General features: G+C 40.9%; 16 protein-coding genes. All 16 read right to left on the bottom strand.

Annotation, left to right across the window (positions count from 1 at the left end):
- Positions 1-3 precede the first annotated feature (3 nt).
- On the bottom strand, positions 4-372 hold the full coding sequence (gene aroH / locus ACYP5M_RS07400; RefSeq protein ID WP_101222417.1) for a chorismate mutase: 369 nt from the start codon (positions 370-372) through the stop codon (positions 4-6).
- A 25-nt stretch (positions 373-397) separates the two neighbouring features.
- Positions 398-1,477: a 3-dehydroquinate synthase gene (gene aroB / locus ACYP5M_RS07405; RefSeq protein WP_459734842.1), complete on the bottom strand. Its 1,080-nt coding sequence runs from the start codon at positions 1,475-1,477 to the stop codon at positions 398-400.
- Between the two features lie 3 nt (positions 1,478-1,480).
- A complete protein-coding gene (gene aroC, locus ACYP5M_RS07410) occupies positions 1,481-2,653 on the bottom strand; it encodes a chorismate synthase (protein ID WP_101222419.1) in 1,173 nt (390 codons plus the stop codon).
- Between the two features lie 245 nt (positions 2,654-2,898).
- On the bottom strand, positions 2,899-3,681 hold the full coding sequence (locus ACYP5M_RS07415; RefSeq protein WP_459734843.1) for a CheR family methyltransferase: 783 nt from the start codon (positions 3,679-3,681) through the stop codon (positions 2,899-2,901).
- A 187-nt stretch (positions 3,682-3,868) separates the two neighbouring features.
- Positions 3,869-4,315, bottom strand: a complete 447-nt coding sequence (gene ndk, locus ACYP5M_RS07420) for a nucleoside-diphosphate kinase (protein WP_034308008.1) — start codon at positions 4,313-4,315, stop codon at positions 3,869-3,871.
- 96 nt (positions 4,316-4,411) lie between these two features.
- Positions 4,412-5,374: a heptaprenyl diphosphate synthase component II gene (gene hepT / locus ACYP5M_RS07425; protein ID WP_402938164.1), complete on the bottom strand. Its 963-nt coding sequence runs from the start codon at positions 5,372-5,374 to the stop codon at positions 4,412-4,414.
- 34 nt (positions 5,375-5,408) lie between these two features.
- Entirely contained in the window at positions 5,409-6,119 is a 711-nt protein-coding gene (locus tag ACYP5M_RS07430) for a demethylmenaquinone methyltransferase (RefSeq protein WP_101222421.1), read from the bottom strand.
- 3 nt (positions 6,120-6,122) lie between these two features.
- Positions 6,123-6,953, bottom strand: coding sequence for a heptaprenyl diphosphate synthase component 1 (locus tag ACYP5M_RS07435; protein ID WP_434167332.1), 831 nt, complete (start codon positions 6,951-6,953; stop codon positions 6,123-6,125).
- A gap of 246 nt (positions 6,954-7,199) precedes the next feature.
- Positions 7,200-7,448: a trp RNA-binding attenuation protein MtrB gene (gene mtrB, locus ACYP5M_RS07440; protein WP_076365643.1), complete on the bottom strand. Its 249-nt coding sequence runs from the start codon at positions 7,446-7,448 to the stop codon at positions 7,200-7,202.
- Positions 7,449-7,468: 20 nt separating this feature from the next.
- Entirely contained in the window at positions 7,469-8,035 is a 567-nt protein-coding gene (folE, locus tag ACYP5M_RS07445; RefSeq protein ID WP_063233209.1) for a GTP cyclohydrolase I FolE, read from the bottom strand.
- 36 nt (positions 8,036-8,071) lie between these two features.
- Positions 8,072-8,212 (bottom strand): hypothetical protein, encoded by a 141-nt coding sequence (locus ACYP5M_RS07450; RefSeq protein WP_157830998.1) that lies wholly within the window; start codon positions 8,210-8,212, stop codon positions 8,072-8,074.
- Positions 8,213-8,334: 122 nt separating this feature from the next.
- Positions 8,335-8,607 carry an HU family DNA-binding protein gene (locus tag ACYP5M_RS07455; protein ID WP_034308023.1) on the bottom strand — a complete coding sequence of 91 codons (273 nt, stop codon included), beginning with the start codon at positions 8,605-8,607 and terminating at the stop codon, positions 8,335-8,337.
- 502 nt (positions 8,608-9,109) lie between these two features.
- Positions 9,110-10,588, bottom strand: coding sequence for a stage IV sporulation protein A (spoIVA, locus tag ACYP5M_RS07460; RefSeq protein WP_101222423.1), 1,479 nt, complete (start codon positions 10,586-10,588; stop codon positions 9,110-9,112).
- A gap of 232 nt (positions 10,589-10,820) precedes the next feature.
- Positions 10,821-11,543, bottom strand: a complete 723-nt coding sequence (locus ACYP5M_RS07465; RefSeq protein ID WP_459734908.1) for a hypothetical protein — start codon at positions 11,541-11,543, stop codon at positions 10,821-10,823.
- 16 nt (positions 11,544-11,559) lie between these two features.
- On the bottom strand, positions 11,560-11,757 hold the full coding sequence (locus ACYP5M_RS07470) for a DUF2768 domain-containing protein (RefSeq protein ID WP_101222425.1): 198 nt from the start codon (positions 11,755-11,757) through the stop codon (positions 11,560-11,562).
- A gap of 688 nt (positions 11,758-12,445) precedes the next feature.
- Entirely contained in the window at positions 12,446-13,819 is a 1,374-nt protein-coding gene (locus tag ACYP5M_RS07475; RefSeq protein ID WP_459734844.1) for a putrescine aminotransferase, read from the bottom strand.
- Positions 13,820-13,963 lie beyond the last annotated feature (144 nt).

The raw sequence follows: 13,963 nt of genomic DNA on the forward strand, positions 1-13,963 counted from the left end.
ATCTTATATCTGCTTTGTCAAATCTGGCCGTAATACCGTAGCCCCTGCCTGGTATACATGCTGTATCTCTTTTTGAGATTTCGTCGTATTTACATGGATCATGACCCGAATGCAAAATGGCAAGGAATTGCTGACCGGTATTTCCTTCATGCATGTAACCGGTACATAAGTCCAGCCTTCGAATTTCCTCAAGGCTTTGGCAGGGAAGACAGAACGAATCTCTTCCGTAGCAGAAAAAAACACAGAAGCTACCATTTCGGGATCAATCTCGTTGACCTGAATGATCTCTGCCATCAACTTTTCGGCAGCGGAAATCACTTCCATTTCCGTGTCTCTTTCTACAGTAGTGGCACCCCTTATTCCTCTTATCACACATAGTCCCCCCTTCTCCTGAACTCTATATCATATCGGCCATTTCCTCTATCAGCTCAGTGTCGGCTATATCCATTAATAGCGGTGACCCCACTTCGTTTAGCAGGACAAAAGTAGCTGAATCATTGACCGATTTTTTGTCTGTTTTCATTAATTCAAGCAGCATTGCATGTTCAAGCCTGGTCGGAATCGTTATTTGATAACCTAAAGAAGATACCCAGCTAATAAACTCATCCAGTTTAAAATCGAGATCCACTTTCTTTTTGCTTAATCTAAGAGCATATACCATCCCGATTAAAATGGATTCCCCATGCGTAAAGTTTCCGTATCCCATTGAACCTTCCACTGCATGACCGAGCGTATGACCAAAATTCAAGAAGGCACGAATGCCGTTTTCCTTCTCATCCTCTTCGACAACTTTAGCTTTGATTCCAATCCCTTTTGTAATCATTGTCAGAAATTGCTCATCCGTTATATCATTCAAATCAACAATATTCGACTTTAACCATAGATAAAATTCATTATCTGCTATCAATGAATGTTTAATGACTTCTGCAAAACCTGACCTTAATTCTTTAAGGGGCAGAGTTTTTAAAAATTCAAGATCATAAATGACCGCTTCAGGCTGATGAAAGGCCCCAATCATATTTTTCCCTAGCGGGTGATTGATGGCAACCTTGCCGCCCACTGCACTATCGTGGGCGAGTAAAGTCGTCGGAACCTGTATAAATGGAATCCCTCTCATAAATGTAGCCGCAACAAATCCAGCCAAATCACCTACTGCACCACCGCCAAGGGCGATAATCAATGACTTGCGATTAATCTGTTGAGTTAAGCAGTAGCTTTGGCATTCATAAAACACATCGAATGTTTTAGCATGCTCCCCTTCTGGCACTACATGATGCAGAACAGGTTTCCCCGTCTTGATCAGGGCGTTTTTCACGGTCTGCAAATGAAGTGCCGCCACTTTCTCATCAGTTATGATCAGAATCTTGTTTAGATGATTTAATTCATGTGATATTAATTCGGGCAATTCATTTATTGCCTTCTTGCCAATTAAAACCGGATAATGCTTGGAAGCCGTTTTTATTTGGATGGATTCCATGATTTAAAACCCCTTTACTTCTTCCCGATATGATCTTATGTATTCCGCTAATTGCTCATAACGATCTGAAGGGAATTGATCAACGATGGCAGCCGCCAGTTCCCATGCTACTACCGCCTCAGCAACCACTGCTGCTGCAGGAACCGCACAACTATCGGAACGTTCGACACTTGCTTCAAACACTTCCTTCGTATCAATATCAACGCTTTTCAAAGGTTTATATAAAGTGGGGATCGGCTTCATCACACCGCGTACAACTATCGGCATTCCAGTTGTCATACCGCCTTCAAAACCGCCAAGGCGATTGGTTTTCCGGTAATAGCCCTGTTCTTCGTCCCATGCTATTTCATCATGGACATCACTGCCAAATAGATGGGCAGCTTCAAATCCAAGACCTATTTCCACCCCTTTAAATGCATTGATGCTCATTATCGCTGCCGCTAGTTTTGCATCAAGCTTACGGTCATAATGCACATAACTTCCTACACCTACCGGCATTCCTTCTACAATCACTTCAACGATGCCGCCGATGGAGTCTCCTTTTTGTTTCGCTTCATCAATTGCATCCTTCATCTGCTGTTCTACGTTCTTGTCAAAACATCTAACAGAAGATTCTTCTGTTACTTGTTGCAATTGCTGAATATTTTCGTATTTTGGCGGTTCTGCCTTCACTCCGCCAATTTCCAAGACATGAGATGCCACTTCTATCCCCAATAAAGACAATAGTTTTTTAGCGACAGCTCCTGCTGCCACCCTTACTGTCGTTTCACGGGCTGAAGAGCGTTCCAGAACATTTCTCAAATCGCGGTGCCCATATTTAATCCCGCCGTTCAAGTCGGCATGACCAGGACGTGGCCGGGTGATTTTACGTTTAATTTCTTCAGCTTCCTCTTCTGAAAGCCCTTCGCTTCCCATAATCTTTGTCCAATGCTTCCAGTCATCGTTCTCAACCACCAAAGCAACCGGTGAACCGAGTGTGTAGCCATGTCTGATTCCCGAAGAAATAAAAGCCTGATCTTTCTCGATCTGCATTCTTCTTCCACGTCCATGCCCTTTTTGCCGGCGTCCTAATTCTTGATTGATATCCTCTTTCGAAATCGGCATTCCTGCCGGTAATCCTTCAATGATAGTAGTCAGTTGCGGACCATGTGATTCTCCCGCTGTTAAATATCTCATCTTCCAGCCCCCTTTTAGCACTTTAAAGTGTATATGTATCAATATACCACAATTTTATGAAATGTGGGTATATGTAAAACGTAAAAACCATATTGTTTGAATTTAATCACTTTTCTTTCTATTTTACAAGTACTTAAACATTTTCGATATAGTTTATTCTTTCAAATTAGAGTTCTACTGGAATTGCTATTACACGGCAAACGAAAAGGGACTGAATGCGCACGTGCAGAATCAGTCCCTTTTTTCTAAAGTATTTCCTTTTTCTTATAAAAAAATGTATCGATCGTTTCAAATTGATAGTTTCCTGGGGTGAATATTTGCTCTGTACTTCCTACAAAAAATACACCGCCGCTTTTTAGCGATACACTGAATTTTTCATATAATAAATTCTTGGCTTCTTCAGTGAAATAAATTAAAACATTGCGGCAAACGATTAAATCGAAGCCTTCGTCGAATCGGTCAGCAAGAAGATTTTGTTTTTTAAAGGTCACCCTTCTCTTGATTTCATCATCGACACGATAATAATCCGCTTTTTTTTCAAAGCATTTCCTTTTTATTTCCTCAGGCACTTCATTTAAGGAACGTTCGGGATACAGCCCCAATTTCGCTCGCTCCAATACATTTTCATCGAGATCCGTTGCCAATATCTCTATCTGGCTAAGTGGGACCAGATTGGATAATATCATGGCAATCGTATATGGTTCCTCACCAGTTGAGCAGGCAGCACTCCAAATTTTCAACTTTTTTTTGCTTTCTAATAACCTAGGCAGGATTTTCCGCTCCAACACTTCCCATCTTTTCGCATTTCTATAAAATTCGGAAACGTTGATTGTCATTCTATCCAAAAACTCATTTAAAACACCGGGATTGGCTTGCATGTCTTTGTAGTATTCACGAAATGAATGATATCCTCTTTTTTCATATAGAGATGTTAGTCGCCTTTTCATTTGTCCTTCCTTATATAATGCCAAATCAATGCCTGTCAGCATTTTGATATTACGAATAAACTCTTCATATTCTTGAGGCATTCCCACGACTCCCCTGCACATAATTATTTTAGTGATTCTTACCTTTATATATATCGGAGAGTGCCATATTTTCTTTAAACTAAAATAATCCCTTACGTTGCTGCTTGAAACTAAAAAAGCAATTAAAAAAAGCGGGTTCCATCGCATAATGACGATGGAACCCGCTTTTTTAAAGAAATCGTATTAATTAATAAACCCACTCGTTAACAAGTTTAGAGTACTCAACAAGTTCTTCTTCTTTGAAGAATAGACCGATTTCGCGTACAGCGCTTTCAGCTGAATCTGATCCGTGAATGATGTTTTTGCCGACAGTTACGGCAAAATCGCCACGAATTGTTGCTGCTGCTGCATCTTTAGGGTTAGTGGCACCCATCATTTGACGTGCAGTAGCGATTACGTTTTCACCTTCCCAAACCATTGCGAAGACAGGACCTGAAGTAATGAAGTCCACTAGTTCGCCAAAGAAAGGACGTTCTTTGTGCTCGCCATAATGTTGCTCAGCCAATTCTTGAGAAATGACCATTAATTTTGCTCCTGCAAGAAGGAAGCCTTTCTTTTCAAAACGGGAAACGATTTCACCGATTAAATTGCGTTGAACGCCGTCAGGCTTTACCATTAAAAATGTTCTTTCCATGAATGTCACTCCTAATATGTATCATTGTTATTTGCCTATATAAGGCAATACTTTTAGAATATTACCATTGTTTGATGAGTTTCGCAACTCCCATTATCAAAACTTTCTTTTTCCGATATTTTTCGCGATATCCGATAAAGTTTTTCTAGCTTTAATGGCAGGAAGTCCTTTCAACTCGGTAAAAGCCTTTTCTAAATACATATCACTGATCCTCGCTGCCTGTTCAATGGCACCGGAAGTTTTTATCGCATGAATTATATGGGACATTTCGTCTTTTGGCGTATCTTCCCGAACTGTTTCGATAAGCTTTTTTAACTTTGGATCTTCCATAGCAATCAATACGGGTAAAGTGATATTACCTTGAATCAAATCACTGCCGGCAGGTTTCCCAAGTTCTTCTTCCGAAGCAGTAAAATCCAATATATCATCGGTGATTTGATAAGACATACCGACATAATATCCGAATTTAAATAGCTTTTGGTGAATTCTCTCTTCAACACCCGCTGAAATGGCTCCCAACTGGCAGCTGGATGCAATGAGCAGTGCTGTTTTCCGTTTGATCCTTCTAAAGTATATCCGCCAATTCTGTTCGAAATTGTATTTATCTTTTATTTGTTCAATCTCCCCAAGACATAGTTCAACCATAGTATCAGCGAGAATTTGATGCGCTAGCGGAGACTCGATAACCGCCATCATTTCCAGTGCACGAGCAAAAATGAAGTCGCCTGTGTACATGGCGACACGATTATCCCATTTTGATTTAATGGTAGCAGATCCCCTGCGTAAATCCGCATCATCCACAACATCATCATGCACAAGGGAAGCTGTATGAATTAGTTCCAAAGTCGCTGCGACATGCTTTACGACATGAATATCATAGTTGCCAAACTTCGCACCCAATAGGACGAATACCGGACGGATCCGTTTTCCACCGGATTGCAGCAAATGCAGGGAAGCTTCCCTTAAAACCGTGGAATCCGCTTCGATTGCGGCTTCCAGTTCTTTTTCTATTAATTGCAAATCTGCATTCAAAAATGAATACATCATTTTAAATTTCATACATTCCACCCAGCTTTGTCCATTGCTATTATGCTTATTTTGAAGGCTTGTACCCGAAATGTGTTGCTGCTACCCCACCGAAATGGGCCTTATAACTGACTTTTTCCATTCCCGCCTGCTTGAACATGTTTTCAAGCTTTTTCATGCCAGGGAAATCCCGAGCCGATTCTTGCAGCCATGAGTATTCACTATAGCTTTTTGCGAATAATTTACCGAACATGGGCATGATGAAACGGAAATAAAAATAATAGCCCTGTTTAAAGCCAAGCATCGTAGGCTGTGAAGTATCCAGGCAAACGATCATTCCACCCGGCTTGGCTACCCTGTTTAACTCTTTAAGCACTTTCATGTAATCGGGGACATTCCGCAGCCCGAAACCGATCGTGACATAGTCAAAGCTATTATCCTCAAAAGGAAGCTCCATTGCATTCCCATGCATTAGGGACACTTGCTCTAGATTGAGTTCATTTACCTTTTGTTCGCCGATTTTCAGCATGTTCTTACTAAAATCCAGACCAACAACCTTTCCTTCTGGTCCTACTTCATTAGCAAGGGCAATGGTCCAGTCCGCTGTTCCACAGCATACATCCAGTGCATGGGCGCCTTTTGGGACATTCATGATGGCCATTGTAGCCTTCCGCCATTTAAGATGCTGTTTAAAGCTGATGAGGGAATTCATCTTGTCATAATTTCCGTAGATCTTTTCAAAGACATGATGAACTTTTTGCTCTTTAGACTGCTCCATGATTCACCCTTCTTTCACATATGAATTTGCTATACTCTCTGTTTGTTCCAAGATGGCCTTCACTCTTTCAAGAAGTTCATCATCCAACTTAGCCAGCTTCCGCATCGAGCACTGTACGGATTGCCTGGCATCCCTCAGGCACTTGTCGAATTGGGTGCGTACCTGTTCTTCTTTTTCCGAAATGGTAACTTCCCCGCCAATCGAGTCATCGAGAGGCATTTCCCTTAGGACATCAAAAACTATCGATTGCCCCGACTCCATATAACTGCTCTTCTCGGCATGCAACCGTTTTAAAAGCAGCAGATCTTCCGCTACTTCTATCCAGGTAGGCTCATTATAGTAATCCGCGAGTTTATGAATCAGGGAAGCCTCGATCGCTTTGATCGTCATTAAAAGCGTTGGGACATCATTAATGGACCCTTGTTGGTAAAGAATGATTTTATTGTCATTTATTTTTTTTATTGCGCTCGAAAGTATACGGATCATATCAACATTACCTACACTGGCAAGCACTTGATAATATAAGCCACTATAGTAATCACCGGCAAGCACTTGTAATTGACGATTTTTCAATACCTCGGGCAACTCGGTTCCTTCTCCTGAATTCGAGACGATTTCATGGGTATCCAGAGCTATTTGCACTAACATGGTTGAAATGATGTATTGATTGCGTTTTTCGCTTAAAACGTCCAAATCGTTAAACAATCCCCAAAGCAATATCAGTTTATCTTCGTCCAGGCTTGGCTTTTGTATATACTTCAATAAATATGGATGTTGAGCTTTCGTTTCTATTAATCGCTTTAATTGCCTTATGTCGTCCGTTATGTTTAACAATTGAGATCACCCTTGCATCCCCGAAAGATAATTTTTTTCATACATATTGGTTTCTGTCTGTGTAAAATACACATTATTATACCATAAAAACAATCAGATGAAATGGTCAACGTTTATAAAATGAAACTTCCAAAGGTAAGGAAATTATCGACTTTTGCTCTTCAAAAAAATGGATGCGGGAAATTTACAGCTTGTTAAACGTGATATCAGATGATTGATTTACTAATTAACCAAGTATTGAGAATATCATTTGTCAGGTGAATTCTTTTTGGAATCACTTTCTATCTCTCCGAATGGAGTATAGACTTTTGCATGGCCCCTGATTTTAATTGCCGAGGTATGTTCCGTGAATTGTGCGATCATCACCTCTCCTGAGTCAAGTTTTTCGGAGTGATGAAACTTGGTGTCCGTTCCCCTTGTCAACCCGATGACGTTCACACTATCCTCAATGGCTTTGATTACGACAAAATCATTCAAGATCTTTTTTTCATTCATTTTTTCCTGCCCCCATGTCCTTAGTCTTTAATGAATGCCAGCACTTCAGCTCTAGTACGATGATCCTTCGCAAAAGTTCCCCTTACAGCTGAGGTCACTGTTTTAGATCCAGGTTTTTTTACACCTCGCATGGTCATGCACATATGTTCAGCCTCTACTACAACCATTACACCATGAGGCTCGAGCTTTTCCATTATCGAGTCAGCAACTGTGGAAGTGATGCGCTCTTGAAGCTGCGGACGCTTCGATACAGCCTCAACCGCCCGTGCCAATTTACTTAAGCCAGTCACTTTTCCGTTTTTCGGAATATATGCTACATGGGCTTTCCCGTAAAAAGGGACTAAATGATGTTCACATACTGAGTAAAACGGAATATCCTTTACAAGTACGAGTTCTTCATGGTCCTCTCCAAAAACAGTATCGAAATATTCCTTTGGATCCTGATTAAGTCCAGAAAAAATTTCTTCATACATTCTGGCTACACGGCCAGGAGTATCCAGCAGTCCTTCCCTCGTTGGGTCTTCCCCTACAGCCTCAAGAAGCATTTTAACCGCTTCTTCCAATTTGGCATGATCAACATTAGCCATTTTTGTACCTCCTAAAAAATCAATAATATTATGTATTCAGATAAAAAATCCAAAGCGCGTTGCACCCGGATATCCATAATTGCAATTATTAAAGAAGACCCCTACATTGAGCCCTTGAACGGCAGTTTCGCCGGAAGCGGTTTTTGGATGGTCATTTCCTTGTGACGGATTAACCATCTACAGCGTTCCTAAAATATTCACTGTCTTTTATATTATCACAGATGGAATTTAAGAAGCAAAAAAAGGGCCGCGTTTTCACGCGGCCCTTTTCGGTTAAGCACCCGTATGTAATGGTAGAATTACTTCACTGCATCTTTCAGCGCTTTACCGGGTTTGAAAGCTGGCACTTTGCTAGCTGCAATTTCGATTTCGTCACCAGTTTGTGGGTTACGGCCTTTACGAGCCGCACGTTCACGAACTTCAAAGTTACCAAAACCAATCAATTGGACTTTATCACCGTTTTTTAGAGCTTCTAAGATTGTATCAAAAACAGCATCAACAGCTTTTGTAGCGTCTTTCTTAGAAATTTCAGTTGCTGTAACAACTTCATTAATTAATTCTGTTTTGTTCATGCCATTCACCTCCTCCCAAAAGGAATCTTTATAAAAAATCATTATTACAACACTATAATAGTGATTTGATATTAGCTTCGGTCCAAAATTTTCATTCCCTGGCAATCAAGGATTACCAAGCCGTATTGATTTCCAAATAATTCATACGAAAAGTTTATAAATACGTTGAAATCGCTGTTATAACGCGTTTTCTGTATGTAGATTATCACAAATCCTATTAGCTTAGCAAGGGAATTCAAAAAATAATGGGAATCTTTTCATTAATAATTGTATATATTATAAATTTTGTCTTTCGCTATTCATCATTTCCCTTTTTTATAGAAATTAAACTTATTATATTGCTGAAAATCGCTTAACCACAGGGTTTTTTCAAGATTATACTAAAAAACAGCAGATTATTTCAAATTTTAGCGCTCATAAATGATATTTTTCTTGTTATCCTGAGTATTTCGCATGCAAAAAGACCAATCCATAAATGGAGTTGGTCCAGCTTTTAAACATTTTATAAGATGATGGCAATCAATCCCCCACTGCCCTCATTGATAATCCTCTCCAGTGTTTCTTTCAATTTGTAGCGGGCATTGTCAGGCATCATCGCTAATTTCACCTGTATGCCTTCCCTTACATAGGAACTTAGGCTTCTGCCAAAAATATCTGAGTTCCAAATGGAAAGTGGATTGTCTTCGAAATCCTGCATCAGATACCGGACTAATTCTTCACTTTGCTTTTCAGTACCGATGATTGGCGAGAATTCGGATTCGACATCGACCTTGATCATATGGATGGAAGGAGCTACGGCTTTTAGCCTGACACCGAACCTGGCTCCCTGACGGATGATTTCCGGTTCATCAAGACTCATATCGTTGAGGGAAGGGGCTGCGACACCATATCCTGTTTGTTTGACCATTCTCAATGCATCGGCCACCTGGTCATACTCTGCTTTGGCATACGCAAAATCCTGCATTAAAGATAATAGATGATCCTTGCCCCGAATCTCCACACCGACAATTTCCTTCAGAATATCATCATAGAGTTCATCAGGGGCGTATAGGTCGATCTCTGCAACACCCTGCCCCATCTCAATGCCTGCAAGCGCTGCACGGTCAATGAACTCGAATTCATTGAAATGACCGACAACACGATCTACATCCCTCAGTCGTTTAATGTCCTTGACGGTCTCTTTAACCGCTTCCTGGTAACTTTCCCTCAACCAATGATCCTCGCGCAAAACCATTACCCAGCTCGGAAGATTAACATTGACCTCGAGAACTGGAAATTCGTACAGGGCCTCGCGGAGTACGCTGTAAACGTCCGATTCCCGCATACCTTCGACACTCATCGCCAATACAGGGATATCATACTTTTCCTGCAGGGATTCCTTCAGGGCTATCGTATTCGGGTGGTGAGGCTGAACGGAATTGACAATCATGATAAATGGCTTGCCAACCTCCTTCAATTCTTCGACAACCCGTTCCTCTGCCTCTAAATAATCACTTCGCGGGATTTCTCCTATCGACCCATCCGTCGTAACGACCACGCCTAATGTGGAATGATCCTGAATTACTTTGCGAGTACCGATCTCAGCTGCTTCATTGAATGGAATCGGCTCTTCATACCAAGGCGTGTGAATCATGCGGGGACCATTTTCATCTTCATACCCTTTAGCCCCAGGTATTGTATAACCGACACAATCGACTAAGCGGATATTCACGTCGAGACCTTCAGCCACTTGAATCGATGCTGCCTGGTTCGGTACGAATTTGGGTTCCGTCGTCATGATCGTCTTTCCAGCAGCACTTTGAGGCAATTCATCCTGTGCCCTTGCGCGGTCCGCCTCTGACGGAATATTCGGAATGACGACTAGCTCCATGAATTTTTTAATAAATGTGGATTTCCCCGTCCTGACGGCACCGACCACCCCCAAATATATGTCGCCACCGGTCCGTTCAGCTATATCTTTAAAAATATCTACCTTTTCCAAGGTATCCCCTCCCGAATTAGAGTTTTGGGATTTCGTTTATCCATTTGCATTTATTTAGGACAATATATATCTATGATGTTGTCCTAAAAATTTATTCCAATTATTTCCCTGGTTCAATCCCTTCCTCCACCAGAAATTTTATATAAGGGTTGTTATTTTAAAAGTAAGATGAAATAAAGATAAAAGAAATAACCCTTCCCCTACAATATATTTTGTAGAAGAAGGGTTATGCCTATTTTGTAAGAAATATTGGATTTTTTGTTTTTTCATCAATTGTATATGGCAATGAATAGGCAGGGACGAACTCCGAACTCTGCACCAGCAGTTCCCGGATATCTTCACCTGGCTTCACTTCCCCCTCATGTTTCTTCAATGCCTCAATTAAATCCGGGGTATAATCAACAAAAATACTGCCTTGACCATCAACTACGAGATATAAGTCTTTTTGTGAAAATGGACTCGTGACCGTCGGAGCTTCCTTCAGGCCCATTTTTTCATAATCAAGCGTGAAGACATTACCGGATAACCTTTCCTTAAATGGCGGATATCCGTTGCTTTGCTGATAGGCAGTCAATCTCAAGGAAACATCCTGAATCTTTTGCGCCATCCTGACATCCAACAGCTTTACGGTCGGATCATTTTCAACATTAACGAGGATGTATTGAAAGACGCCTCCTGATTCAAATGCATTGTCCGGCGGTTCAGCCATATACCTCGGTGAAATCTTTGAAAATTTTATGACATATTTTTGATAAATCGGTGTATCAGCATCTTTTGTAACGATGGGCAGTATGCCACCTTCATCTTTCTGAAATTGATCCACTGCACTTTGGACGGATTGTATTTGCTCTTTATAAGGCAATTGGTTTTGCATTTTTTGCTTCTCTGGATATAAGCAGCCAGATAATGAAACAGAGATGCAAAGTAAACATAATATTTTGAAAAAATTTCTCATCATTTCTCCTCACCTATCAAGTGGTTGGCCCGCTAAGAACAACGATAAGGATGATCAATCCGGCCAGAATCATAAGTATGTATGCGATAATTGCTGTCAAGACTCTCCAAAAACCTTTTAATTTATAGCGGCTTAAGTAAATTAGAAATATAGAGATAATCATAAAGCCCATTGCTATAAAGGATATCCACATTTTTTGCAGAGCAGGTGTCATATCTTCATCACTCCTTTTTCCAGAAATTATTATAACATACCAAATTACGTTAAAGGAATTAAATCCTTTTCCAATCTGGGTAATTCCCGTTTTCATGACGCATTTTCATGAAAAAAACTATAAAACGGGAACTAAGTATAGTAAAAGTGATTTCCATACCTCCTCCCTCCAAGCAACAAAAAAAGCCCAAAGGCTGTTTCAGTTTATAAACAAACTCGATAATAACTGAGTTTGCCGACAATTTTTTAAGGTGTTTAAAATTTACCGTTGATTGGAACGCAGGGCACTCGCTTTCCGCAGCCGGTCTTTGGAGCCTCCCCGGTGCTATTAGCGCCTGCGGGGTCTCTCTTGGACCGCTTTCCCCGCAGGAGTCTCGTACCTTCCGTTACTCATTAATTAGAAGGATGAAAACTTGAGGTGATGAGGGTACCTTTGATCAGCTTGAAATGTTTACTTTAGACCACCTGGTGCAGCAAACCATTTGGTTAGTTAGGCTGCCATTAATGTAAAGAAGATGGCCGACTGGACTTGACGAAGGGTAGAAATGGTCTAAATAATGACCTTGGAGTGTTCACTATTCCTAAAATTGCTACAAAGCAAAAAATAACAAAAAGGTTTCGGAATAAGACCATTCCGAAACCTTTTTATCTAAGAATCAGCCCAAAGGCTGTTTTTCTGCTTTTTTAAATTAAGATTGAAGCGTCGGCAAGACCTCTTTAAACGCTTTAATGACTGTATCGACTTCATCCAACTTAATAGTCAATGACGGCTCAATCCTGATTGTTTTGGAATTGATAAGCGTACCTGCCACCAAGATGCCTTTATCAAAGAGGGCTTTTGAGAATTCATAACCCACTTCATCTTTATGGAACTCAATACCAATCATCAATCCTTGGCCGCGGATTTCCAAAACCTTATCTTTGTGCTCAGCAGCAACTTCCCTTAACCCATTTAGGAAGTATTCACCAACTTCTGCAGCACGCTGCGGTAAGTTTTCTTCCAAAAGTACGTCGATCGTAGCAATGGCCGCAGCACAAGCGAGTGGATTTCCTCCAAATGTAGTTGTGTGCATGAATGGATTGTCGAACCAGCTTTTAAACACTTTCTCATTGGCTACGACAGCCCCTGCTGGCATTACTCCGCCGCCAAATGCTTTCGCTAAACAAATAATGTCCGGAACAACATCATATAGCTCAGAAGCGAACATTTTACCTGTCCGTCCCATCCCTGTTTGCACTTCATCCAAGATCAATAACGCATCATATTCGTCACATAATGCACGAACCTGCTTTAAATAATCTTGCGGAGGAAGAATGACCCCTCCTTCACCTTGAATAGGCTCCAACAGCACAGCAGCAACATCTTCACCGACCAATGCACAACTTTCAAACGTTTTTCTCATCATATCCAGATCACCGAATGGTACATGACGCACACCTGGTACCAACGGGATGAAAGGTTTTCTGAACATGCCCTTTGCCGTTGCCGATAGGGAACCAAGGCTTTTCCCATGAAATGATTTTGTCGTGGAAATGATCGTGAATCGGTCACTGTACATTTTAGCCAGCTTAAGTGCAGCCTCCACGCTCTCGGTACCGCTGTTCGTAAAGAACGAGTATTTTAGATCTCCCGGTGTGATTTCGGCAAGGATCTTGGCAAGCATTGCACGTAATGGATCAAGTAAGTCCTGGCTATGAAGGGCTTGTCTTTGCAATTGATCGGTTACGGCCTTTACTACTTTAGGGTTACGATGGCCAACATTATAAATACCAAAGCCACCTAAACAATCAATATATTTTTTTCCATTTACATCGGTAAAACAGGAATCTTGATCAGACCACTCCACGGAAGCGAATTGCGTGTCTTTAGTGACCGTCTTCCGATATTCCAAAAATCCAGGGTTTACATGGTTACGGAAATTCTCGACCGTTTCTCTTGTTACCCACTGCGCGTCTTCTTTTGAAATTTCTTTTTGTTCGATTAATTGAAGCACTTTTTTAATATAATCTTGGGTTGCTGTTTGGTTAGCTTGAGTGTTTTTACTTTCTACGTTAATTGACATTTTATAAGCTCCTTTTTTTTATAACTTTAGTGGATGGTTAATTGAGATTGCTTCTTTTATAAACTTTGATGCTTACCTCCCTTTTTTCTTATACTTACTTATCAAGCAAGAACCATGCCAAGTTAATTCACCAACAAAACAGCA

Source organism: Peribacillus sp. N1 (assembly GCF_054600815.1).